The organism is Bacillus sp. FSL R9-9410, assembly GCF_038050385.1.
In the GTDB taxonomy this organism is placed as follows: domain Bacteria; phylum Bacillota; class Bacilli; order Bacillales; family Bacillaceae_G; genus Bacillus_A; species Bacillus_A cereus_U.
Genome location: NZ_JBBOTV010000001.1, coordinates 3,847,282 through 3,869,994, shown reverse-complemented (window position 1 = coordinate 3,869,994; position 22,713 = coordinate 3,847,282). Strand labels below are relative to the sequence as shown.

Below are 22,713 nucleotides of genomic sequence, written 5' to 3'. Positions count from 1 at the left end.
GAGGAATTTAAAATGACTGATATGCAAACTCCATTTGCGTTAATTTTACATGGTGGTAACGCGAGAAGCGCGGCACTTGAAGCAATTGCTTTTGCAAGACAAGGAGATTTTGAGAATGCGAGTGAAAAGATGACACTTGCTAGTGAAGAAATTTCAGCAGCTCATCGCATTCAAACAGACTTAATTCAAGAAGAAGCAAGAGGAAATCATGCAGAAATAAGTTTACTGTTAGTGCATGCACAAGATCATTTAATGAATGCCATTACAGTGAAAGAACTTGCTGAAGAATTTATTACTCTTCATAAACGAGTGGAAGAGAAAGTGACAGTGTAATATGTACATTTTATTATGTTGCGCGGCAGGTATGTCAACGAGTATGGTTGTAAGAAAAATGCAAGAAGAGGCAAAGAAACAAGGGAAGGATTATAAAATTAAAGCAGTCGATTCAGAACTTGTGAAACTGGAAATGAAAAATGCTGATGTTGTTTTAATTGGACCACAGGTGAAGTATTTGTTTCCAGCGGTAGAGTTTCTTGCGAAATCATACGATATACCAGTTGCAATTATAGAACAACGAGATTATGGCATGTGTGATGGTTTGAAAGTACTTAAGCAAGCAGAACAATTAATTTTAGCGTAATTATATTTTTTTAAATATAAACATTATAATGTTATAACTTTTAAGTTTCGCCACATTGAACAAAGGGAGGGTTATCGATGAATGGTTTTATGAGCTTTATGGAACAGAAGATTATGCCGACAACGCAAAAGATTGCGGGGCAACGACATTTATTAGCAATTCGAAATGGAGTTATTTCTACATTACCGTTAACGATTGTCGGGTCATTTTTCGTTATCTTTTTAAACTTACCAATTGATGCATATATGGAGTGGATTGCACCGTTTCGTCATATTTTAGATATTCCATTCCGATTTACAGTAGGCTTAATGGCTTTATACGCAGCATTTGGGGTAGGGGCCTCACTCGCGAACTTTTATCAGCTCAATCAATTAAGTGCAGGATTATTATCTGTACTCGCCTTTTTACTAGCATCAGTTGAACCAATTCAAATAACAAAAGCTGTACCAGGTGTTATTGATGCAGGAAGATATATTTCAGTAGGGACATTAAGTGCAACTTCTTTATTCGGAGCTATTGTGACAGCATTAATTGCAGTAGAAATTTATCACTTTATGATTAAGCATAATATTTCGATTAAATTACCAGATAGTGTACCACCAGCAGTTGCAAACTCGTTTGCAGCATTAATTCCAACTTTAGTAGTTATTCTTTTATTCTGGGGTATTCGTTACGGTTTGAAATTTGATGTAAACACAACAATCACATATTTAATCGCACCATTAAAATCAGTATTAGTAGGAAATAATTTATTCGGAGGTTTATTAACAGTATTCTTAATCGTGTTCTTCTGGTCGTTCGGTATACATGGCCCAGCGATTTTAGGACCAATCATCCGTCCGATGTGGGATTCAGCAATTCTTGAAAATATGGAAGTATTCACGGCTACAGGAAATGCACATCAGTTACCAAACTTATTTACAGAGCAATTTATTCAATGGTTCGTATGGATTGGTGGATCAGGCTCAACGTTAGCTTTAGTAATTATGTTTATGTTCTCTAAATCTAAGTTCTTAAAAGAGTTAGGTAGATTATCATTCGTACCAGGTTTATTCAATATTAACGAACCAATTATTTTCGGGGCACCAATTGTAATGAACCCAATTTTAATTATTCCGTTCGTTACAACGACGGTATCATATTTCGCAGTTGTTTCAGGTGTGATTCCGCTCATGATGGCGAAGCTGCCATTTACGATGTTAGCACCAATTGCAGCTATTATTAGTACGGACTGGACAATTATGGCTGGTGTACTTGTACTTGTTAACTTTGTTATCTCATTCGTTATTTACTACCCATTCTTCAAAATGTATGAGAAACAACAATTAGCAGGAGAGGAGAAAGCAGAATGCTCGGAGCAATTATCATCTTAATTACATTTGTAGCGGGGCAGTGCATTGCTCATTATTCAAAGTGGGTACAAAGTAAATCGTTATTAGTTTTACTACTTGTGTCGATATTATTTATCGGATGTTCAATGGGAGCTTATGTAGCATTGAGCTTACAATCACCATTCTTTATTATCGTACCAACGATTTTATGTGCAACATGTTTATCTGCAAAATATAGATTTACGAGTATGGCATTAATACAACGTGTGAAGGAGATGCAAAAGCATGGAGCGTAAATTAGGAATTTCACTTTATCCAGAGCATTCAACGAAAGAAAAAGATATGGCATATATTTCAGCAGCGGCACGTCACGGTTTTTCAAGAATATTCACTTGTTTACTATCTGTTAATCGTCCGAAAGAGGAAATTGTAGCTGAATTTAAAGAAATTATTGGGCATGCAAAAGAGCACGATATGGAAGTTATTTTAGATGTAGCTCCGGCTGTATTCGATCAACTTGGTATTAGTTATAGTGATCTATCATTCTTTGCAGAGTTAGGTGCAGATGGAATTCGTTTAGATGTAGGGTTTGATGGGTTAACAGAAGCGAAAATGACGAATAATCCATATGGCTTAAAAATTGAGCTGAATGTAAGTAATGATATTGCCTATTTAGAAAATATCCTTTCGCATCAAGCGAATAAATCAGCTTTAATTGGTTGTCACAATTTTTATCCGCAAAAATTCACTGGTCTTCCGTATGATTATTTCATTCGCTGTAGTGAACGCTTCAAAAAGCATGGTATTCGCAGTGCAGCCTTTATTACATCGCATGCAGCTGACATCGGTCCATGGGATATTAACGACGGATTATGTACGCTTGAACAACATCGTAACTTACCAATTGAAGTACAAGCGAAACATTTATGGGCAACAGGGCTTATTGATGATGTTATTATCGGAAATGCTTATGCGAGTGAAGAAGAGTTAGAGAAACTAGGAAACTTAAATCGTTACATGTTACAGCTAAAGGTACAATTTGTAGACGAAGCGACTGAAGTAGAGAAGAGAGCGACACTGCAAGAATTACACGTAAGACGCGGTGACATAACAGAGTATATGGTACGTTCTACAGAAGTACGTAAAAAGTACAAAGACTATGACTTCCCAGTGCGCGAAAGTGTACGACAGGAAAGAGGGCAAGTTGTAATTGGTAACAACTCATTTGGTAAGTATAAAGGTGAACTACAAATCATCTTGAAAGAAATGCCGATAGATGAACGGAAAAATATTGTCGGTACAATTGCTGAAGAGGAGTTGTTCTTACTAGATTATGTAGGGGCTTGGACGCAGTTTACTTGTGTGGAATAGGGAAGGGAGGAGAGGATGCTATAGCATCCTCTTTTTTCTGTTGAAATAGTAGTCTATCGTATATAGAATTCAAAGGGATAGATTTAACTTGGACGGGGGAGAAGGAGATGGAAGAGTATATAGATGATTTATTAAGGCGGATGGCGGATGAAGAAGCAGGTATTCGGCAATGTGCGTATGAAGAAGCGAGGCAGTTAAATGATGTATCGCTTTTTTCTTGTTTCCAAGAGAAAGTAATGGAAGCACGAAAAGTATATATAAAAACAAATCTTTATTTTTTAATTACACGACTTGCAATAAATACTAAAGAGATGTATATTGCAGATTATTTGATAGATCGGTTAGAAAGTGAAGAAAGCAGGATGGTGTTAGATAGCATGCTCATAGATTTAAGTAAATTATCTGAAGCAAGCAATGCACATAAAATTATTCCTTACATATATCATAAAAATAGTGGAGTTCGTTATTCTGCTGTCATCGCTTTAAAGTTGTGTAAATCGTTGGAAGCAGAAGATGCTTTATTGAAGTTACTTACAGTGGAAGAGAATCGAGATGATATTGTAAATATATGTGCCACTTTATATGAGATTGGAACAAAGCGATCAATCTTACCTTTAACAAAGCTTTTACATTGCGATAGTGCTTATGTTCGTTCAACTGTTATTGAGGTTTTAGCGAAAATAGGGGGAGCGGACTTACAAATAGTTTATATTGAAGCTTTAAAGGATAGAAATGTGATGGTGAAATACGAAGCTGTTCGAGCTATTTATGCATATGGAGATGAAATGGCGATTCAACCAATTAGCGAACGTGTAACTAAAGTTGTTTCTAGAAGACGTAAAAATGAAGTAGAGCCTACTGATGAATCAGAGATCGTCATTGCTCTTCGTTTCTTACATAAGTTTGCTACTCATGAAGAAGTTTTAAAGACGTTTGATAAAGTATATAAAAAACGAGGAAACTTGTTTATGTCAGAGAGAAAATGGATTCGGGATAATATTAGTTACTTTCAAGAGAAAGAAAGAATGTAAGAATCATAAAAAAAGAGTTAGCCTCAACAGTGAGACTAACTCTTTTTTTAATAATTAGTTTAAAATTTTCACTGTAACTGTTTGGCGTCCCCAGTTACTTGATGTACCTTTATCTGGCATTAAAACATCAATTTTATTACCTTTAATAGCTCCACCAGTATCACCAGCGATTGCTACTCCGTAACCTTCAACCCATACTTTTGAACCTAATGGAATGACACTTGGATCAACTGCAATTAGTTTCATGTTTGGATTAGCTGTTAAGTTATGACCCATAGCTGATTTTACCTGGTCTCCTGCTTTGTAACCATTTTCAAGTGGATCTGCTGTGTAAGCTGTTGCTACAACTTGGAACTCACGAGAAGAAGATTGTGTGTTTTTCTCAGTTTCTTTTGCAACAGGTTGTTGTGTAGCTGGTTTTTGAGCCTTATTAGCCGCTTCACGATCAGCTGCCTCTTGAGCCTTAGCTGCTTTACGAGCTTCAGCTGCTGCCTCTTGAGCCTTAGCTGCTTCACGAGCTTCAGCATCTGCCTGAGCTTTAGCCGCTTCACGAGCTTTAGCTGCTTCTTGAGCTTTAGCCGCTGCTTGAGCTTCAGCTGCTTCCTGAGCTTTAGCTGCTTCACGAGCTTTAGCTGCTTCTTGAGCTTTAGCTTCTGCTTGAGCTTCAGCATCTGCCTGAGCTTTAACTTCTGCTTGAGCCTTAGCTGCTTCACGAGCTTTAGCTGCTTCCTGAGCTTTAACTTCTGCTTGAGCTTCAGCTGCTTCACGAGCTTTAGTTGCTTCTTGAGCTTTAGCTTTTGCTTGAGTTTCAGCTAATTCTCCAGCTTTAACTGCTTCACGAACTTTAGCTGTGTCTTGAACTTTAATTGCTTTTTCAACTTTAACTGCTGGTTGAACTTTAACTGGTGCTTTACCTGTTAAGTAAGGAACATGAACATAAGCTGTTTTTCCGTTATATTCAAATTGAATCCAGTCATTTTGCACTTCGTGTGTTGTTTCGATTACATCATCTTGTTTTAACTTACCAAGAATTTCTGAGTCTGTGTTTGCACCAGCACGTACGTTTAATACATTTGCTGTTACGTAGTAAGAATCTTTTGTGTAGTCAGCGCTTATGAAAGCCTCTTTACCACTATTTAATTTAACTTTTGACCATCCGTTTTCTGTATGTAAAACGTTAACTTTATATCCATCTAATAACTTTCCGACAACTTGTGATTCAGTAGTTGGGTTTTCTCGTACATTTAGTACATCAGTCGTTACGATTGTTTCTGCTTTAGCAGATGTTGTGAAAATCCCAAGACCAAAAACCGCTGCTGTTGCTATACCCATAAATTTTTTCATAATAGCCTCCATTGCATTTGTTTTCGTTGACCTCATTATAGCAACCATTATTTTCTTATTTGCGGAAAACACAAAACTACAAAGCATTCGTAACGAGGCATTAATATTCTGTAATAATCCCATTAATATCCTGATAACGTTTTCCTCGCGGTTTTTAGGGGATTAGAACATAGTATTCATAAAAACAATACTATTTTAATTACTAATAGATTAATAATGTATCAGTATTATTACGCTGTAATTTCTGTAACGTTACAAAATGGGGGTGTTTAACTGTTTAAATTGCAATTTAGTTATAAAAATATAATTTTTTTGTGTGTGAAGTCATATATATAGGGTTAATTTTAATGAAATAGAGATATAATTGTTACAAAATAAGTTGTAGTATGGAAAAAATTACGCCTTGAATTTGTTCTTTTACATATTATTTTTGCAATAATAGGATTGCTTGATGGCTTTCGCAAGAAATGAAAGTTTAAATGATAAAAAGATATTCGTAACATGAAACATATATAATAGAAGAAACATGATTTAAAGGGACGATATCGTTATGAATTTGTTCACGAATTACAGTAGAATTATATAATAGAAGTTAGAGGTTCTTATTTTTGTCAAAACGTTGATAAAATTGCATTTGCCTTCAATCAAATAAAAAACGTAGGAGTGTAAACTCCTACGTTTTTATTTACTCATATCGTAAACATTCAATTGGATCAAGTTTAGCAGCTTTGTTAGCCGGTAGTAAACCGAATGCAATACCGATTAGCATTGAGATACCTACTGAAAGCAGTCCAAGTTCTTTTGAGATAACGAGTGGCCATCCGGCAAAGATTGAGACGATCCAAGCGAAGAAGATACCGAGCATGAATCCAATGAAACCACCGAGTCCTGTTAAAATACAAGATTCAATTAAGAATTGCGTTAATACTTTACCGCGCGTTGCACCAAGTGCTTTACGAATACCGATCTCACGTGTACGTTCTGTTACAGATACAAGCATGATATTCATTACACCGATACCACCAACAAGTAAAGAGATAGCAGCGATACCACCGAATACCATTTTCATCATACCGATTGATTCATCTAATTGCTTCGTAAACTCACCCATATCTTGAGCTTCAAATTTATGCTCAAATTTAGGAGCTTTCATTTCATTTAAAACGGAAACGGCTTGTTTTTCTACACTTTTACGTTCTGTGGGAGAGGTCATTGTTAATTTTACAGAGTCATACTCATTTACTCCTGAAATGACAGGCGCGTTTTCAAGAGATGTATAACCTTCAGGCATAGCCATTCCAAATTCGTTTTTCGTTTCGTATACACCGACTATTTTATACGGCTTTCCTTTTATATCTGTGTATAGATTTGATTCCCAACCACTAAATAATTTGTTGAAAGCTTCTTCATTTAATATAACAGCAGGAATTGCTTGGTTTAATTCGCTGTCGTTTAATTCACGACCGTGAACTAATTTTATTTTCGAATCTGTCATAAAGGCGCCTGTTCCACCTTTTAAATCAAGAGAGACATCTTTTGAACCAGAAGATGCTTTTACTTTCATACTTACATCTGGATAAACATCTTTAACGCCTGGTACAGTTTGAAGACGTTTTAGCATATCAGGTGTGATTTTGGCACTATCAGTTCCATAATCAGGGTTGTTGTAGTAAATCGTTACTTCAGTATCTTTTCCTTGGCCTAACTCTTTTTTAAACTTTGCATTTGTACCATCACCCATTGAAATGATAGTAATAATGGCGCTAATACCGATAATAATACCTAGCATTGTTAATATAGAACGCATTTTATGAGCAAAGATAGAGGAAAGGGCCATGCGTATATTTTCACTCGTGTTCAAAATTAACCTCTCCAATCTTGGACGATATTTCCGTCACGAATTACAATTTGACGTGCTGCCGCTTCCCCAATTTCACGATCGTGGGTAATCATAATGATTGTTGAGCCTTGTTTGTTTAATTCGTAAAAGAGATCCATAATTTGTGTACTTGTTTTCGTATCAAGTGCACCCGTCGGTTCATCTGCTAAGAGAAATTTTGGGTTATTTACGATTGCACGTGCGACTGCGACACGCTGCTTTTGTCCACCTGACAATTCATTTGGTAAGTGAGTAGCACGATCAGCTAAACTGACTTTTGTTAAAGCTGCTAATGAGCGCTCACGTCTTTCTTTTTTATCGACTCCAGCGTAAATAAGAGGTAGTTCTACATTTTGAAGTGCTGTAAGTCTCGGTAATAACATAAAGTTTTGGAATATGAATCCGATCTCTTTATTACGAACATGTGCAAGTTCTGTTTCAGACATGTTTGAAATGTTTTGACCAGCTAGTTCGTACGCACCTGTCGTTGGTTTATCTAAGCAACCGATAATGTTCATTAATGTTGATTTACCAGAACCAGATGGTCCCATAATAGAAGTGAATTCTCCTTGGTTTAGTTTTACATCAATTCCGTGTAATATTTGAACGGACTCTGCACCATTTTGGAAAGATTTCGTGATGCCTTTTAAGTTAATCATTGAGTGACAACCTCCATACCGTCTTTTAAGTCTTTTTCAGGTTTAGAGATAATTTCCTCTCCTTTTTTCACTCCAGAAACTTTTGCTTCGCTATCTGTCTCAAATTCAACAGTAACTGCTTGTTCTTTCGCTTTACCGTCTTTTACAATGAAGACAACATTTTTGTCACCTTTTTTCACAATGCTGCTTTTCGGAACAATCGTACCAGTTGCTTCGCCAGATTTACTTGTTACGTAAACATGGAAGCCGTTTTGTAATTCTTCACTATTATCTAATGTGACAGTGAATTGATAATTAGAAACAGTTTTATTTTCGTCCATGCTCTTTAATGGTGTAGAACCGATTTCTGTTACTTTTCCTGTCCAAGTCTTACCAGCGACAGTTTTTGATGAAACAGTTACTTCTTGCCCAACTTTCATACTAGCAAGTTCATATTCAGAAAGTTGACCTTTTACTTTAAATTGACCAGCGTGACGAAGTGTAATGCCACTCATACCTGTTTTTTCATCAGCAGTTTTTACGATATCATCAATTACACCGTCGGTTGGACTCGTTACAGAAAGTGTGTTTACTTTCTCTTTTGCTGCTTTAATCATTTCATCAGCTTTTTCTACTTCAAACTTTTTCATTTCAAGTTGTGATTCTAATTGTTGCACTTCGACTTCCGATGCCTTTAATGCTTCCTGAGGAAGACCTGCATTTTTATCTTTTTGTAATTTTTGTTTCGCTGCATCAATTTGTTTTTGATATAATGTCACTTCTTTTTGTGCAATTTTCTTTTGCATTTCTGCTTCTGTTACACCTTGTTTAGCAGTAGGGTCATTATATTTAAATAGAAGCTGCCCTTTTTTCACTTCGTCACCTTTTTTAACAGCTAATTCATACGTACCTTTTGTTGGATCAAATGAAATCGTTTCAATTCCGTTTGGAATAACTTCGCCGCCAAATTTTTGTGCATTTTCAATTTGTTTTTCTGTAACTTTATAACCGCTATATGCCATTGCTACTTCTGAACTACCGCCAGCTAAAGCAAAATATGATCCAGCTGCAATTCCGATCGCTACTACACTAGTAATTAACACTTTATTTTTCTTTTTCATTTATTTATCACCTTTTCGCTCGTTTTAGTATCTACATTAAGTATAGAAGAGGTGAAGAATATGACAAATCGTTTTAGCTTACAATAACCTTACAGTTTTGTAAGGTATGGATATGTAATGTTGAGTTTGTACCTAGTTTAAGCAGATGAATTGATGCGTTATTCACATTTAAACATATGATGTAAATAACCTAGGGAACTAGATTCTTTTTTAATTTGTTATATTACAATATCGTAAGAGAGATGTAATGAAAATCGATAGGGAGGAAGTTTTTTTTCGTATACACTGCATGTATAAAGACATGCGAGAGCGGATGGAGGTATACGATGGATTTTTTAGAAGTATCAAAGCGTAGTATAAAACGAAATATTAAAGATTAGTTACTATATGTTAACTGTTCGCTCATATACAAATACTGTATTCAGCGCTAGAAAATAAAAAGAAGCCAGCATGAAATACATGCTGGCTTCTTTTTATTTTCTAGAAACCTCAACTTCAGCTTCTGTTTGCGGAATAAAGTATCCGATTATACCACCGATTATTGCTGGAACGATCCAGCCGATACCTAATTCATAAAAAGGAATTGTGTGTACGATATTAGCGATAAAACCTGGTATCATTCCCACATTATCAAGTGCATGAATACAGCTAATAATGAATGCTGCGATCATCGCTCCGATATAGACAGAAGGTTTACGTTTCGTATATTTATCGATAAATGATACGAAAATTAAAATGATTGTAATTGGATATAAAATAATTAATACGGGTAATGTAATTTTGATTAATAAACTTAATCCTAAGTTTGAAATAACGAAGCTAAAGATACAAACGTATAGTACAAGCTTCTTATATGAAACATTTGTTAGTACTGTTGTGAAATAGTTGGCGAATGCACTTACAACACCGATTGCAGTCGTTAAACAAGCAGCTATAATTGCGATACTTAATAAAACATTCCCGCTTGTCCCAAAGAATTGATACATAATAGTTGCTAATAGTTGACCGCCATTTTCAAATTGTCCTAAGTTTCCGTTTGAAGCGCCGATATAACCTAGTAAGAAGTAAACAATTGTTAAGAAAAGAGCCGCAATGCTTCCGCAAATAATTGTATATTTTGCAATGGATTTCTTATCTTGTATACCGTTTTGGCGAATTGCATTTACAACAATTGTTGATAATACGAGAGCACCGATTGCATCTAATGTTAAAAAGCCTTCGAGAAATCCTTTGAAAAATGGGATTTCTTTATAGTCACCAACAGGTTCTGCGAACGATCCTGGTGAAAGAAGCGCCTTTGTTGCCATAATTGCAATAATTCCAAGTAAAATTGGCGTTAATATTTTTCCGATATGATCTACTAATTTGGATGGATTTAATGATAAGAAGTAGACGACTGTAAAGAAAATCGCACTAAAGACTAACATAGAGTACCATTGGTCTGGGAAAAGTGGTGCAATCCCAATTTCATAAGATACAGTTCCAGTTCGTGGAATAACAAATAGTGGGCCGATTGAAAGATAAATAATGATAGCGAATACTGCTGCGAATTTTGGATGAACACGGTTCGCTAAAGTATTAAAGCTACCACCGGCAAGGGCAACAGCCACGATAGCAAGTAAAGATAAACCGACGTCTGTAATAATAAATCCTGTAATGGAAACCCACATATTTTCTCCGGAAGAAAGACCGAGAAGAGGCGGGAAAATCATATTGCCAGCACCGAAGAAAACTGCGAATAGTAGTAAACTAATCGAAAGTATTTGCGCTGGTTTTAAAGTTGTACGCATATAAAGAAAATCCTCCTAATGAGTGTTTTTTGTCGAAAATTCAAATAATTTGTCGAGTAACTGTTATTATTTTAAAGGTCTGATGACTAGAAAGCAAGAGGGAATTTTAAAAATATTTTAAAATAATGCGTAAAACTGAATAAATATACTATTTATATGTTAATGAGGAAGAATTTTACTTTTAACGTAAAAAAACACATATCGCTAGGATATGTGTATTAAAAATAAATTTGCCTATCACGTTCTTCTTTTAAAATTTCTACAGCTTCGCGGAAACGTTGAGAATGGACGATTTCTCGTTCGCGTAAAAAGCGTAAGCTATCATTTATATCGGGATCGTCTGATAAATCAATTAGCCATTGATAAGTCGCTCGTGCTTTTTCTTCAGCTGCAATATCCTCGTATAAATCTGCGATAGGATCTCCTTTCGCTTGAATGTAAGTGGCAGTAAAAGGAACACCACCTGCATTATGGTAAAACAAGGCGCTGTCATGATTCGCATAATGCGCGTCTAATCCGGCAGCTTTCATTTGTTCAGGTGTTGCATCTTTTGTTAATTTATAAATCATTGTGGCAATCATTTCTAAATGTGCGAACTCTTCTGTACCAATATCGGTTAGTAAGCCAACGACTTTATCAGGAATTGTATAACGTTGATTTAAGTAGCGAAGAGCAGCGGCTAATTCACCGTCCGCACCACCGTACTGTTCAACTAATAACTTTGCGAGTGCTGGATTACAAGTACTCACTTTAACAGGATATTGTAATTTCTTTTCATAAATCCACATAGTTTCTCTCCTTTATCCCGCGTTAACGGGCAGTAAGACTCTCATCTCAAAATTCGGTTGAAGCAAAGAGGTTAGGTGGGAGATCAACTGCCCGTAAAAGCCCGATTGGTTTAACTAATAATCAGTGGGGATGAACAAAACCCCCACTGATTAAAGTTTCACTTTATATTTGCCATGGCCAAGGGCCTTTGCTCCATTCCCATGGAGCGTTAGAATAACTGTTTCCAAACTGCTGAAGTGGTCCGTATTTTTCTTCAATTTTTTGTTTTAATACTCTTCGTTTATAAGAAAAATCGTTGAATTGATTTATAGCTGCAGTATCGTCGGGATGCGTATCTAAATAGAGAGTAAGTTCAACTAATACAAAGTCTAATTCTTGCAGTTCTTCAATCCATTTGTAATATTCATCAGGCAATGTTTGTGTCACGTTTTTATTCACCGTCCTTTTTTGTAAGGATTTTCATAATAATCATAAAAAGCAGGCCATAAAGTCCCTTTTCTTAAAGCTTCTTTTGGTGTGAATTGGGGTAAATTAGTTGGTTGAAAGCCCATATATAAGTGGGGGGGAGTTGAGTAATATTTCTTTCCAATTGGAGGGCAAGGATCGTTTGGACCATGATAAGGTATGTAGGATTGCATGAATTTATCCATGTTACACTCCTCCTTTATAAATGAAATATTCATCACTATGTATTGTATTCGTACATAATTGTAAATTATGACTCATATAGAAAACTAATAGAGACAGGGGGAGTGCGGATGGGAAGTATTACAACATGTATTGTATTAGAATCTAAAAACTTAAAGGAAACATTATATTTTTATGAAGGAATTCTAGGATTTAAACCGAGTAAGGAGAGACCACAATTACGTGTAACAGGTGTTTGGTATGATATTGGTTCAACGAGAATTTGTTTTGTTGTAAACAGGGGACTGGGAGAGTATAGAGAGACTGTCACATCATCAGCTACGGAGATATTTTTAAGAATCTCAGATATCGGGCGGATAAAGAAAAAGTTAGAGTTTTATCATATATCATTTGTGGAAGATTGCCATGGTGAAGAAGTAAGAATAAATTTCTATGACCCAGATCGTTTTAAGCTCCAAATTGTTTCAACAGAGAATACAGAATAGCGTCTTTTATAATGTAATAATCTGAATGGGAAATGAAAAAAATATTGACAATCCCCTCCAAATATCTTAATGTGATTGTATAAAATTGTGTATCTAAAGGGGAGTAACTTATTACAGTAAAGTCGTCATTACAGGGAGAAACCCTCGGCTTTATTGGCAACGTTTCGTTGTTAGTGAGACCTTTACCAGCAATGGTAAAGGCCCCTTATTGTCTTTTTAGGACCCTTACCATATTTGGTAGGGTCCTTTTTGTATACAAAGAGAGGAGATAGAAAATGAAAAAACTTATTAGTAGATTAAGAGTTGTATTTCATGTCCGCCGTTTTGTTCCATTCCTATTTGACTTTTTCACTTCAAAAGAGGTTTCCATAAAGAAGAAAATATTATCTGTTGCTTTTTTAGTTGGGTATGTTGCTATGCCACTCGACTTCATTCCAGATTTCTTGCCGTTTATTGGTATTTTAGATGATATTGGAATTGTGTTATTCATTTTGAATCGAATCGTAAAGATGGCACCAGTTCAATTGCAAGAAAAGCATAATGTAAATATAGGATAGGGGTTAAAAGTATGGAGCAAATTATTTTAGATATAATCCAGTATTTAAAGCAGTTTTCTTATTTTGGAGTTGTGTTAGCTTTAACTTTTGAGTTTATTCCAGCAGAGGTTGTTTTGCCGCTTGTTGGGTATTGGGTATACGAGGGAGATATGAATTTTTGGCTTGCGGTGCTAGCCGGAACACTTGGCGGAACGACAGGACCATTAACTTTATACGCGCTCGGTTATTACGGCGGGCGCCCTGTATTGGTGAAATACGGTAAATATTTCTTCATTAAAGAAGAACAAATTCAAAAAGCAGATGATTTCTTTGAGAAATATGGACCGGTTGTAGCATTTGTTGGACGCTTCGTCCCGGGAGTTCGAACGCTTATTTCCATTCCATGTGGTATGGCGAAAATGAACATATGGAAATTTAGCATATATACATTTGTAGCAATGTTCCCGTTAACGACTTTGTATATTTATTTTGGAATGAAATTAGGTCCGCATTGGGAAAAAGCAGCGGGTGTTGTTGGACAATATATGTTACCTATATTAGTGGTCGTTCTTATTGTTATAGGTAGTATCTTTATTTATAAATTTATGAAAAAACGAAACAAAACTGAATCTATTTAGTTAGTAGCACTAAGGTGTTATTATTTTTTGGAAATGGATGAATAGTACAGGCAAAAGACTCTGAAGGACATACACATATAAGGAATAAAAAAGAGAGAGGGGAAACATCTATGTCTTGTGAGTGCTCAGGAACAGTTTTAACGTGTTGTCCAGATAAAAATTATGTGCAAGATAAAGTGTGTAGTCCGTGGTCTGCTACTGTAGTTGCAACAGCAATTGATAATGTTCTCTATACAAATAATATTAACCAAAACGTAATTGGTACTGGTTTTGTTAAATATGATGTTGGACCAGGCGCGATTACCGTAGAAGCACTTGATTCTGCTGGGAATACAATTGATACACAAACGTTAAACCCAGGAACGAGTATTGCTTTTACGTATCGCCGCTTTGATAGTATACAAGTTGTATTACCTGCAACACCTGCTGGAACGTATCAAGGAGAATTTTGTATTACAACACGTTATCCACTTTCATAGCAGAATAGGAGAGGATCGAAATGGGAATGAGAAGCTCCAGTTTGTCTTGTTGTTCTAATAAAACACTTGTGCAAGATCAAGTATGTACAGACTGGTCAATTACAGGTGCGGGTACTCAAATTGTCTATACGAATAATCTTACACAAGAAATATACGGTTCAGGTTATGTAAAATATGATACAGGTGCAAATCCGATTACAGTGGATTTTTTAGTAGGTGCTACAGTAGTCGATACGATTACTGTACAACCGCAAAGTAGTGGTACTTTCACAGTGAGGCACTTTACTACTGTTCGAATTACAACGACGGGAACGACTGTTAATCAAGGAGAGTTTTGTATTACAGTACGTTACTCAATTTCATAAAAAGGCATACCTTAAATGGTATGCTTTTTTGAATAGAGGGAGTAATGAAATATTTATTTTATAAGCAACATGTAAATTGGCAACAGTACTTGCCTTCTAAATATAGAGAAGGATTACTTTGTATATTAATAATACTGACGGATTGTAAATCTTTACCCATATAAGATATTGTATTACCAGGAAATACAGTGAAAATATTGGTTACTGCTCCGACGATTTGAATTGTAATTACTTCGGTGCTACTAGTACTATTGTAAACCGAGACAGTACCTGATATAAGTAGTATCCCATCACTTTGCCACAGTATCATCGATTGTGATGCATCTTTAGTAGAGAGAATGGTGTCATTAGTTATGAGGAAGTTCCCAGCAAATTCATTTGTTACTAGTTCACAATTGGGATTCGGAGGAGGGGATGGTGGACAAGGGTCTGGGCAAATGATAGATAAGGGAGCGAAACAGCCGATATTTTTTTTGTTTTTCAAACGAACCCCTCCTTTGCAAGTTTTTCTTTTACTATTATTAAATGTAAAAGCATGGCCGATGTGTTAAGAATGGCCGAAAAAATTAAAAATTATGATTGTCTAATAAGCTTAAAACCTTATAGTAGTTTTTATTATATAGAAAAGATTATATGTAAAGGGACATTAGAAAAGAATGATCATACTCTTTTAGACAAAATTTGGTTGTTTACAATAATACAAGTAATGTTGGAGTTAACGATTGATTAACTGTATATTTACAAAAGTCTAATAAAATTAATTTATCATTTAAACGGAGTTAATATGTTTTCGTTACAATAACCCTTGTAATTAATCAATTATTATGAGGAGGATTCACGTGGAAAGAACTGCTTTACGAAAAGTAAAAGGTCTTATTGGATTATTAATGGTGTTTGTATTGGCATTCGTATCATTTCCGTGGAGTACGTCGGTTAAAGCGGAAGAGAAAAAGCAAGAAAAGGCACCAAGTGAGAAGAAAATCGTTTTCCCAGTTGTAAGTGATGTGCATATTAAAGATAGTGGAACAGATGATACGTTCCGCTGGAAAAGAGCGATTGAGCAATTTAATACGCTTGCACCAAAGCAAGATGCGTTTGTCATTGTAGGTGATTTTACTGATTCGGGTTCAGTAAAGCAATATGATCGTTTCATGCAAGTGTATAACGAAAATGCAAATAAAGATGCGGTACGAATGAATTCTCTAGGTAATCATGATTATTGGAACGGCTTATCTGTAGAGGGAGCACAGAAGCGTTTCTTAGAAAAGACAGGAATGGAATCGGTTTATTATCATAAGGTGGTAAAAGGGTATCATTTCCTTGTTATGTCTCCAGAGGATGGGACAACACATGGCTATTATTCGGACAAGCAAATTAATTGGTTAAAAGAAGAAATGGCAAAGGCACAAAAAGATGATCCAGAAAAACCGATTTTTGTATTTTTACATCAACATATTAAAGATACAGTGTACGGTAGCCAAGAATGGGGAACGAAAGATAGTGCGAAAGTTAATGCGGTATTAAAAGAATACCCACAAGTAATTACGTTTTCAGGTCATTCACATTATCCGTTAGATGATCCAAGATCGATTCATCAAAAAGATTTTACATCTGTTGGAACATCTTCTGTAAGCTATATGGAAGTTGAAGGCGGTAAAGTGCAAGGAAATATCCCGCCAGGGGCTAGTACATTAAGCCAAGGTTTATTAGTAGAAGTGGATGATAAAGAAGTAACAATTAATCGCCGTGATTTCCATACAAATTCTTGGACAGGCGAGCCGTGGAAAATTCAGTTGCCATCAAAGAAAGAAACATTTACGCATGTAGAAGATCGTGATAAAGAAAAGCCATCTTTTGCGAAAGATGCGAAATTGTCAGTATCAAATGTAACGGAAAACGCAGCAACAGTGACATTCCCGCAAGCGGTGGATAACCTTCTTGTTCATTCTTATCGCGTACAAGCGAAGGATAAACAAACGGGTGAGATTAAAAATAAGTTATTAGCATTCTCAGAGTTTTATCGTGATCCAGTTCCAAAAGAACTTACATTTACACTGGCAGGATTAGATGGCGGGAAAGCATACACACTTGAAGTAGTTGCAATTGATTCGTTTGGCAATGAAAGCGTGCAACCGTTAACGGCAGAAATCACAACGAAAAAAGATAATATTGATCCGAATGTAAAAGTGCCAAAGGCAGACGTTTTTGATGTGAATTTCTTAGATGGTACATTTAAAGACAACTCACCGTTTGGAACAAAAGGTGATGTGAAAGGGAATGTATCTATTGCATATGATAAAGCTTTAAAAACAAATGTAATGAAATTAAATGGACAAGCAAATACATTTGGGTATCTTCCATTTTCAGCAGCACAAAAAGAAAAAGCAGCAAATTCATTTACGTTAGAAACTGTATTTTCAATGAATGAAATTCGCGGACAAGGTATTTTGCAAAATACAGAGAGTGGTGGAATTGGTTTTGAGTCTACAGGAAGTGGTTATGTAGAATTATGGGCTCATATTGGCGGAAGCTATAAACGTGTTGGCGTTCAATTAGAAGCAAACAAAACGTATCATTTAACAGGAACGTATAATGGAAGTGAAGTAGCAATTTATGTAGATGGTAAAAAAGTAAATAGTCAGCCAGCTAGTGGGAAAGTGTATCATCCGAACGTGCCATTTGCACTTGGTGCAGATCCAGATAGCAACGGAAATGGCGGTATTCCGTTAAATGGACAAATTGCGTTAGCAAAATTATATAGTAAAGCATTAAGTTCTTCAGAAGTAGTAGCAGCGTATAACGAGTTTTCTAATCGTACAAAATTAGAGCAAGTAAATACGTTATATGAAGAGATTGGAAAAGTGAAAGAAGTATTGGCAGGTACTTATGAATTTGGTGAAAAACCAGGCCAATATTCACAAGAAGCTTTCAAAGAATTACAAAAAAACTATGACAATGCAAAGAAAGTGTTTGAGAATATAGCAAGTACAGGAGAACAAGTTGTTCAAACGTATAATGAACTAAAAACAGCAAACCAAACATTTGTACAATCAAAAGTGGCAGAAGAACAGCCAAAAACACCGAAAGAAAAATTACAAATCAATATTGAATCTGCAAAAGCAGTAGTGAAAAAAGCACAAGCTGCAAATGTAACTGACGGTTCAGTGAGATCATTGAGTCAAAAAATTACAGTTGCAGAATCTGTATTAAAAGATGTGAAAGTAAAAGATGCACAGGTAGAAACGATGAATCGTACGTTAGAGCACGCTATTTCACTGGTTGAAAAAAGCATCAACAAATAAGGTATAAGAAAAAGAAGCTTATCATGATAGGCTTCTTTTTTGTTATACTAAAAGTAGTATAACAAAAGGGAGCGAATAATTTGGAAGAGAAAAAGCTAAAAAGAATTCTTGAATATGTATGGATCGCCGTTGTGCTCCTTGTAGGATATTATTTATTAAAAGATAAAAGTATATGGGTTCTATTTTTAATGACATTTGTATTAGCGGGATTAGGAACGCTATTTATTAACTTTTTCTTTGATAGTTTGAATGCATGGAAGAAGAAAAAGAAAGAGGCGAAGTAAGGGAGAAGAAGTATACAAAAGTTACAGGTTATGTACGAACTTGCATCGGTATATTTTTCCCGCTATTAACGGGCAGTAAGATCCCCGCCTCAAAAATTGGTGAATACGAGGAAGGTAGTGGGGAGACAACTGCCCGTAAAATCCCGATTGGTGAGGGACAAAACACCCCACTGGTTAAAGCTTCACTTTATCATTTTACAATCGTTAACGAAAAAACATAATAGAACATGAAAATAGCTCGCCTTTATTATAGGCGAGCTATTTTGTTATGCTTCTTTCTCATCATTTGTTTTTTCAGTAGCTAAATGACTAAGAGGGGAACCGAATAGTGTGAACCCATTGGAAAAGAGTACGTAAGTGAACGAGGGTACAGTTATGGTATGCAGTTTTTTGAAATTTCTAGATTGACTCCTTTTTAATTTTGAACATTCCGTCAAATGAAACTTTAACAAATAAAATGCTGGTTTTAAGGAGAAACTATGTGCAGAAATAGATGCAGGTTAACAAAAAGATTTACTTCATATAGTAGGAGAAGATGTTATGTTATTTTATTTCGAACTTGTTATCATTTTACTTTGTACGAAATTAGCTGGTGATATTAGTGTTAGGCTTGGTCAGCCTTCTGTACTTGGTAAATTAATCGTTGGTATTATTATCGGTCCTGCTGTGCTTGGTATTATTAATAGTTCAGAACTTATTGATGAGCTTAGCGAGATTGGTGTTTTGCTACTTATGTTTATGGCGGGACTTGAAACAGATTTAGAAGAGTTAAATCGGAATTTAAAATCATCATTTGCAGTAGCGGCTGGTGGAATTATTTTCCCTTTCATCGGTGGATATGTGGCAGGGTTGTTGTTTGGATTAATGCAATCTCATGCAATTTTTATAGGGTTATTACTTTGCGCAACATCGGTTAGTATTACAGTGCAAACGTTACGAGATTTAGGGAAGATGAATACGAGAGAAAGTACTACGATTTTAGGTGCTGCCGTATTTGATGATGTGATAGTCGTTATTTTATTAGCATTTGTAATGAGTTTTTTAGGAACTCAAGATGTGAATATAACACTTGTCATTGCAAAGAAACTTATTTTCTTTGTAAGTATCGTTTTTATTGCATGGAAAGTTGTTCCGTGGATTATGAAAATGCTTGTCCCACTTCGTGTATCGGAAGCATTAATTAGTGCAGCTCTTATTATTTGTTTCTCTTTTTCGTATTACAGTGAAATGATGGGAATCGCAGGTATTATTGGAGCTTTTGCAGCAGGAATCGCAATTTCTCAAACAGAGTATAAGCATGAAGTAGAACATAAAATTGAACCGATTGCTTATGCGATATTTGTACCAGTGTTCTTCGTAAGTATCGGAATGGAAATTACATTTCAAGGTATCGGAAGCCAGCTTTGGTTCATTATTATTATGACGCTCATTGCAATATTCACAAAGTTAATCGGATCAGGTTTAGGAGCAAGATTAACAGGGTTTAATTTACAATCTTCTATTAGTATTGGTGCGGGGATGGTGTCGCGCGGAGAAGTAGCGCTTATTATCGCAGCAAATGGACTTACGGCGAATCTATTAGCGAAAGAAAATTTCACAGCGATTGTTATTGTTGTTATATTGACGACAATTATTACGCCGCCACTTTTAAAGAAGTATTTTGTATAGAGGGAAAGAGCTTATCTGACGTAGATAAGCTCTTTTTTTATCGCAAAAAGCAATAGTCATGTAGCGTGAATGGATTGTAATTATGATAAAATCTACTTATGTGATATGACAAGGAGAGGGATGCGGTTGAAGGTTACAAAGGGGAAAGTTATAGGTGTAGTTATACTCCTTTTATTGTAGGGAAAGAATCAAAAGTGAAAGATTTTCCTGTTTCTATTTTTTCTTCCCATGTAGAAGGTGATAATCCGGGAGAACATAAGTACACTGCTTTTGTACCTGACTTTGCAATTTGGATAGATGGATGGGAAAAACAGCAATCTGAAGGTGAAATAACTGCATATAAAAAAGGGGATCGAACTGTAATTGTTCACCATCCGCCTGGTGATGATGGTTTTTACCTTTATGATGCAAAAGATATTAGAGAATAAACGCAACCGTAAGAAGTGGAGGTTAAATAGTGAAAGCTTCAACATTACTATTTAAAATTGAAAATAATATGGATCAATTTTCACCAGCTGAAAAGAAGGTTGCCATGTACATAATGGAGAACGCAGAGATCGTTCCAAATTTAACGACAAAAGAAGTGTCTACAAATGCGGGATCGAGTGAGGCGAGTGTTGTACGTTTTTGTAAAACAATCGGTATTGGAAGCTTTAAAGCATTTAAGATAGCACTCGTTCGTGAATTAACAATTGCTGATTATAATATTAACGACTTTTCAGTGATGAATACAGAAGATGGACCGTACGATTTGTTTAATAAAGTTACATATGTGAATAAAGCTGCAATTGAGGCGAGTGTTACTGCGATAGATAAGAAGGAACTTGAGAAAGCTGCAGATAGTATTGTAAATGCTAATAAGATCATATTTTATGGTGTAGGTGGATCAGCTACACCGGCGATGGATGGAGCTTATAAATTTACTAGGCTTGGATTTACAGCGATGATGCTATCTGATTTTCATATGATGTTGCCACTCGTCACGAATTTAAAAGAGGGAGATATATTTGTGGCGATTTCAACTTCTGGGCGGACGAAAGATGTGCTCGAAATGGCGCAATATGCGAAGAAGCGAGGGGCTACAGTTGTTGCGATTACGAAGCTAGACCAATCATCTCCTTTATATAAAGCGGCAGACATTCGCCTTTGTATGCCGGATGTAGAGCAAGATCATCGCATTGCAAGTATTGCTTCACGAATGACGCAACTGAATATGATTGATGCTTTATACGTTATTACTTTTAACCGTATTGGTAATAATGTGATAGATCAATTTATGGAGACGAGAGAAGAAGCTCTGCGGTTACGGAAGTTAAAGTGAAAAGATGGGGCAACCCATCTTTTTTGTGTGGCTGGACATAAATTTGTCATGAAAAGAAATAAAATTTCATAAAATAAGAGAGTAATATTGATTTTTAATTTCTTAAAGTTATAATAAAAGTATGAAATTAAATTTCAAAGAAGGTGACAATATGTTAGAAAATTTATCTACAGAACATCGCAATGAGAAGACGATGAATTTAGATGAGATGAGTATAAAAGAAGTTTTACAAAGTATGAATGAAGAAGATCGAACTGTTGCGTTAGCAGTTGAAAATGAAATAGAAGAAATTGAAAAGGTTGTACAAATTGTTATTAAGTCTTTTGAAGAAGATGGACGATTAATTTATATTGGGGCTGGTACGAGTGGTCGTTTAGGTATTTTAGACGCAGTGGAATGTCCCCCGACATTTGGAACAGATGATAAAATGGTGCAAGGATTTATAGCAGGTGGATTGAAAGCGTTTACTAAAGCGGTAGAAGGTGCTGAAGATCGTGAAGAGTTAGCAGAAGAAGATTTAAAAAGTATTGGATTAAACGAGAAAGATACGGTTATTGGAATTGCAGCAAGTGGTAGAACACCTTATGTAATTGGCGGATTGAAATACGCAAGTAGCGTGGGAGCGAGTACGGCGAGTATTTCCTGTAATAAAAATGCTGAAATAAGTAAATATGCAAAACTAAATGTGGAAGTGGAAACAGGCGCAGAAATATTAACAGGCTCAACGCGTTTGAAGGCTGGCACAGCGCAAAAACTAGTACTGAATATGATTTCTACAGCGTCTATGATTGGTGTAGGGAAAGTATATAAAAACTTAATGGTAGATGTTCAATCTACAAATGAAAAATTGGTAGAACGTTCAAAACGAATTATTGTGGAAGCGACAGGCGCTAGTTATGAAGTAGCTACAGAGTATTATGAAAGAGCAGATCGAAATGTGAAAGCTGCAATCGTTATGATATTACTACAGTGTGAATATGGGGAAGCACTAGAAAAATTAAAATGTGCGAAAGGATTTGTGAAGAAGGCACTTTAAACTCTGGGGAGGGGGAT

The 22,713-nt window shown here is 35.8% G+C and carries 26 protein-coding genes and 1 pseudogene; 18 read left to right on the top strand and 9 right to left on the bottom strand.

The annotated features are described in order from the left end of the window. Positions 1–12 precede the first annotated feature (12 nt). The 6 genes from MKX77_RS20150 (at position 13) to MKX77_RS20125 (ending at position 4,373) form a co-directional block, all read left to right on the top strand. Positions 13–333, top strand: coding sequence for a PTS lactose/cellobiose transporter subunit IIA (locus MKX77_RS20150; RefSeq protein WP_000131328.1), 321 nt, complete (start codon positions 13–15; stop codon positions 331–333). Between the two features lies 1 nt (position 334). Next, positions 335–640 (top strand): PTS sugar transporter subunit IIB, encoded by a 306-nt coding sequence (locus tag MKX77_RS20145; RefSeq protein WP_002188397.1) that lies wholly within the window; start codon positions 335–337, stop codon positions 638–640. 77 nt (positions 641–717) lie between these two features. Beyond that, positions 718–2,013 (top strand): PTS sugar transporter subunit IIC, encoded by a 1,296-nt coding sequence (locus tag MKX77_RS20140; protein WP_341307620.1) that lies wholly within the window; start codon positions 718–720, stop codon positions 2,011–2,013. Next, on the top strand, positions 1,989–2,267 hold the full coding sequence (locus tag MKX77_RS20135) for a hypothetical protein (RefSeq protein ID WP_341307619.1): 279 nt from the start codon (positions 1,989–1,991) through the stop codon (positions 2,265–2,267). The genes MKX77_RS20140 and MKX77_RS20135 overlap by 25 nt, the downstream gene beginning before the upstream one ends. Further along, the gene (locus MKX77_RS20130; RefSeq protein WP_341307618.1) at positions 2,257–3,342 is read left to right on the top strand and encodes a DUF871 domain-containing protein; all 1,086 of its coding nucleotides are present in this window, start codon (positions 2,257–2,259) and stop codon (positions 3,340–3,342) included. Before MKX77_RS20135 ends, MKX77_RS20130 begins: the two co-directional genes overlap by 11 nt. 107 nt (positions 3,343–3,449) lie before the next feature. After that, positions 3,450–4,373, top strand: a complete 924-nt coding sequence (locus MKX77_RS20125) for a HEAT repeat domain-containing protein (RefSeq protein ID WP_341307617.1) — start codon at positions 3,450–3,452, stop codon at positions 4,371–4,373. A 54-nt stretch (positions 4,374–4,427) separates the two neighbouring features. Here MKX77_RS20125 and entC read toward each other — a convergent pair whose 3' ends face one another. From entC to MKX77_RS20085, 8 genes are all read right to left on the bottom strand, one after another. Then, the gene (gene entC, locus MKX77_RS20120) at positions 4,428–5,840 is read right to left on the bottom strand and encodes a cell wall-binding protein EntC (RefSeq protein ID WP_341307616.1); all 1,413 of its coding nucleotides are present in this window, start codon (positions 5,838–5,840) and stop codon (positions 4,428–4,430) included. A gap of 562 nt (positions 5,841–6,402) precedes the next feature. Continuing rightward, positions 6,403–7,554, bottom strand: coding sequence for an ABC transporter permease (locus tag MKX77_RS20115; RefSeq protein ID WP_445819118.1), 1,152 nt, complete (start codon positions 7,552–7,554; stop codon positions 6,403–6,405). 26 nt (positions 7,555–7,580) lie between these two features. Beyond that, a complete protein-coding gene (locus tag MKX77_RS20110; protein ID WP_002188403.1) occupies positions 7,581–8,255 on the bottom strand; it encodes an ABC transporter ATP-binding protein in 675 nt (224 codons plus the stop codon). Beyond that, positions 8,252–9,355 (bottom strand): efflux RND transporter periplasmic adaptor subunit, encoded by a 1,104-nt coding sequence (locus tag MKX77_RS20105; RefSeq protein WP_341307614.1) that lies wholly within the window; start codon positions 9,353–9,355, stop codon positions 8,252–8,254. Before MKX77_RS20105 ends, MKX77_RS20110 begins: the two co-directional genes overlap by 4 nt. A 473-nt stretch (positions 9,356–9,828) precedes the next feature. Continuing rightward, a complete protein-coding gene (brnQ2, locus tag MKX77_RS20100; RefSeq protein ID WP_341307613.1) occupies positions 9,829–11,145 on the bottom strand; it encodes a branched-chain amino acid transport system II carrier protein BrnQ2 in 1,317 nt (438 codons plus the stop codon). 218 nt (positions 11,146–11,363) lie between these two features. After that, complete coding sequence (gene cotJC, locus MKX77_RS20095; RefSeq protein WP_002010774.1) at positions 11,364–11,933, bottom strand: spore coat protein CotJC; 570 nt, start codon at positions 11,931–11,933, stop codon at positions 11,364–11,366. Between the two features lie 163 nt (positions 11,934–12,096). Next, positions 12,097–12,360, bottom strand: a complete 264-nt coding sequence (locus tag MKX77_RS20090; protein ID WP_002140482.1) for a spore coat protein CotJB — start codon at positions 12,358–12,360, stop codon at positions 12,097–12,099. Positions 12,361–12,368: 8 nt separating this feature from the next. Further along, the gene (locus MKX77_RS20085) at positions 12,369–12,584 is read right to left on the bottom strand and encodes a spore coat associated protein CotJA (protein WP_215555336.1); all 216 of its coding nucleotides are present in this window, start codon (positions 12,582–12,584) and stop codon (positions 12,369–12,371) included. 108 nt (positions 12,585–12,692) lie between these two features. Here MKX77_RS20085 and MKX77_RS20080 point away from each other — a divergent pair, with 108 nt between their 5' ends. The 5 genes from MKX77_RS20080 to MKX77_RS20060 all read left to right on the top strand — a co-directional run bounded on the left by MKX77_RS20080 (position 12,693) and on the right by MKX77_RS20060 (position 15,085). Then, positions 12,693–13,067 (top strand): VOC family protein, encoded by a 375-nt coding sequence (locus MKX77_RS20080; RefSeq protein WP_341307612.1) that lies wholly within the window; start codon positions 12,693–12,695, stop codon positions 13,065–13,067. Positions 13,068–13,342: 275 nt separating this feature from the next. Further along, positions 13,343–13,624, top strand: coding sequence for a YkvA family protein (locus MKX77_RS20075; protein ID WP_341307611.1), 282 nt, complete (start codon positions 13,343–13,345; stop codon positions 13,622–13,624). 11 nt (positions 13,625–13,635) lie between these two features. Further along, positions 13,636–14,241, top strand: coding sequence for a DedA family protein (locus MKX77_RS20070; RefSeq protein ID WP_341307610.1), 606 nt, complete (start codon positions 13,636–13,638; stop codon positions 14,239–14,241). A 110-nt stretch (positions 14,242–14,351) separates the two neighbouring features. Then, complete coding sequence (locus MKX77_RS20065) at positions 14,352–14,720, top strand: DUF3992 domain-containing protein (protein WP_137059469.1); 369 nt, start codon at positions 14,352–14,354, stop codon at positions 14,718–14,720. A 20-nt stretch (positions 14,721–14,740) separates the two neighbouring features. Then, positions 14,741–15,085, top strand: a complete 345-nt coding sequence (locus MKX77_RS20060) for a DUF3992 domain-containing protein (protein ID WP_002116437.1) — start codon at positions 14,741–14,743, stop codon at positions 15,083–15,085. Between the two features lie 58 nt (positions 15,086–15,143). Here MKX77_RS20060 and MKX77_RS20055 read toward each other — a convergent pair whose 3' ends face one another. After that, positions 15,144–15,551, bottom strand: coding sequence for an S-Ena type endospore appendage (locus MKX77_RS20055; RefSeq protein WP_341307984.1), 408 nt, complete (start codon positions 15,549–15,551; stop codon positions 15,144–15,146). A gap of 373 nt (positions 15,552–15,924) precedes the next feature. Here MKX77_RS20055 and MKX77_RS20050 point away from each other — a divergent pair, with 373 nt between their 5' ends. The 7 genes and pseudogenes from MKX77_RS20050 (at position 15,925) to murQ (ending at position 22,696) form a co-directional block, all read left to right on the top strand. Continuing rightward, on the top strand, positions 15,925–18,387 hold the full coding sequence (locus MKX77_RS20050; protein WP_341307609.1) for an FN3 and LamG domain-containing metallophosphoesterase family protein: 2,463 nt from the start codon (positions 15,925–15,927) through the stop codon (positions 18,385–18,387). Between the two features lie 80 nt (positions 18,388–18,467). Then, positions 18,468–18,671, top strand: a complete 204-nt coding sequence (locus MKX77_RS20045; RefSeq protein ID WP_215555341.1) for a hypothetical protein — start codon at positions 18,468–18,470, stop codon at positions 18,669–18,671. Beyond that, positions 18,641–18,892: a hypothetical protein gene (locus tag MKX77_RS20040; protein ID WP_341307608.1), complete on the top strand. Its 252-nt coding sequence runs from the start codon at positions 18,641–18,643 to the stop codon at positions 18,890–18,892. The genes MKX77_RS20045 and MKX77_RS20040 overlap by 31 nt, the downstream gene beginning before the upstream one ends. 319 nt (positions 18,893–19,211) lie before the next feature. Next, the gene (locus MKX77_RS20035) at positions 19,212–20,339 is read left to right on the top strand and encodes a cation:proton antiporter (RefSeq protein ID WP_252188747.1); all 1,128 of its coding nucleotides are present in this window, start codon (positions 19,212–19,214) and stop codon (positions 20,337–20,339) included. 126 nt (positions 20,340–20,465) lie between these two features. Then, positions 20,466–20,767, top strand: a pseudogene (locus MKX77_RS20030) (outer surface protein). A 29-nt stretch (positions 20,768–20,796) separates the two neighbouring features. After that, complete coding sequence (locus tag MKX77_RS20025) at positions 20,797–21,660, top strand: MurR/RpiR family transcriptional regulator (protein ID WP_341307607.1); 864 nt, start codon at positions 20,797–20,799, stop codon at positions 21,658–21,660. Between the two features lie 151 nt (positions 21,661–21,811). Further along, positions 21,812–22,696 (top strand): N-acetylmuramic acid 6-phosphate etherase, encoded by an 885-nt coding sequence (gene murQ, locus MKX77_RS20020; RefSeq protein ID WP_341307606.1) that lies wholly within the window; start codon positions 21,812–21,814, stop codon positions 22,694–22,696. Positions 22,697–22,713 lie beyond the last annotated feature (17 nt).

Excerpts from the sequence above, each read along its gene's own strand:
- MKX77_RS20040 (WP_341307608.1), top strand. The coding sequence starts at position 18,641 with ATGGAAGAAGAAAAAGAAAGAGGCGAAGTAAGGGAGAAGAAGTATACA.
- MKX77_RS20130 (WP_341307618.1), top strand. The coding sequence starts at position 2,257 with ATGGAGCGTAAATTAGGAATTTCACTTTATCCAGAGCATTCAACGAAA.
- MKX77_RS20065 (WP_137059469.1), top strand. The coding sequence starts at position 14,352 with ATGTCTTGTGAGTGCTCAGGAACAGTTTTAACGTGTTGTCCAGATAAA.
- MKX77_RS20035 (WP_252188747.1), top strand. The coding sequence starts at position 19,212 with ATGTTATTTTATTTCGAACTTGTTATCATTTTACTTTGTACGAAATTA.
- MKX77_RS20135 (WP_341307619.1), top strand. The coding sequence starts at position 1,989 with ATGCTCGGAGCAATTATCATCTTAATTACATTTGTAGCGGGGCAGTGC.
- MKX77_RS20070 (WP_341307610.1), top strand. The coding sequence starts at position 13,636 with ATGGAGCAAATTATTTTAGATATAATCCAGTATTTAAAGCAGTTTTCT.
- MKX77_RS20080 (WP_341307612.1), top strand. The coding sequence starts at position 12,693 with ATGGGAAGTATTACAACATGTATTGTATTAGAATCTAAAAACTTAAAG.
- MKX77_RS20115 (WP_445819118.1), bottom strand. The coding sequence starts at position 7,554 with ATGGCCCTTTCCTCTATCTTTGCTCATAAAATGCGTTCTATATTAACA.
- MKX77_RS20110 (WP_002188403.1), bottom strand. The coding sequence starts at position 8,255 with ATGATTAACTTAAAAGGCATCACGAAATCTTTCCAAAATGGTGCAGAG.
- MKX77_RS20140 (WP_341307620.1), top strand. The coding sequence starts at position 718 with ATGAATGGTTTTATGAGCTTTATGGAACAGAAGATTATGCCGACAACG.
- cotJC (WP_002010774.1), bottom strand. The coding sequence starts at position 11,933 with ATGTGGATTTATGAAAAGAAATTACAATATCCTGTTAAAGTGAGTACT.
- murQ (WP_341307606.1), top strand. The coding sequence starts at position 21,812 with ATGTTAGAAAATTTATCTACAGAACATCGCAATGAGAAGACGATGAAT.
- MKX77_RS20085 (WP_215555336.1), bottom strand. The coding sequence starts at position 12,584 with ATGGATAAATTCATGCAATCCTACATACCTTATCATGGTCCAAACGAT.
- brnQ2 (WP_341307613.1), bottom strand. The coding sequence starts at position 11,145 with ATGCGTACAACTTTAAAACCAGCGCAAATACTTTCGATTAGTTTACTA.
- MKX77_RS20105 (WP_341307614.1), bottom strand. The coding sequence starts at position 9,355 with ATGAAAAAGAAAAATAAAGTGTTAATTACTAGTGTAGTAGCGATCGGA.
- MKX77_RS20145 (WP_002188397.1), top strand. The coding sequence starts at position 335 with ATGTACATTTTATTATGTTGCGCGGCAGGTATGTCAACGAGTATGGTT.
- MKX77_RS20075 (WP_341307611.1), top strand. The coding sequence starts at position 13,343 with ATGAAAAAACTTATTAGTAGATTAAGAGTTGTATTTCATGTCCGCCGT.
- entC (WP_341307616.1), bottom strand. The coding sequence starts at position 5,840 with ATGGGATTATTACAGAATATTAATGCCTCGTTACGAATGCTTTGTAGT.
- MKX77_RS20150 (WP_000131328.1), top strand. The coding sequence starts at position 13 with ATGACTGATATGCAAACTCCATTTGCGTTAATTTTACATGGTGGTAAC.
- MKX77_RS20060 (WP_002116437.1), top strand. The coding sequence starts at position 14,741 with ATGGGAATGAGAAGCTCCAGTTTGTCTTGTTGTTCTAATAAAACACTT.
- MKX77_RS20125 (WP_341307617.1), top strand. The coding sequence starts at position 3,450 with ATGGAAGAGTATATAGATGATTTATTAAGGCGGATGGCGGATGAAGAA.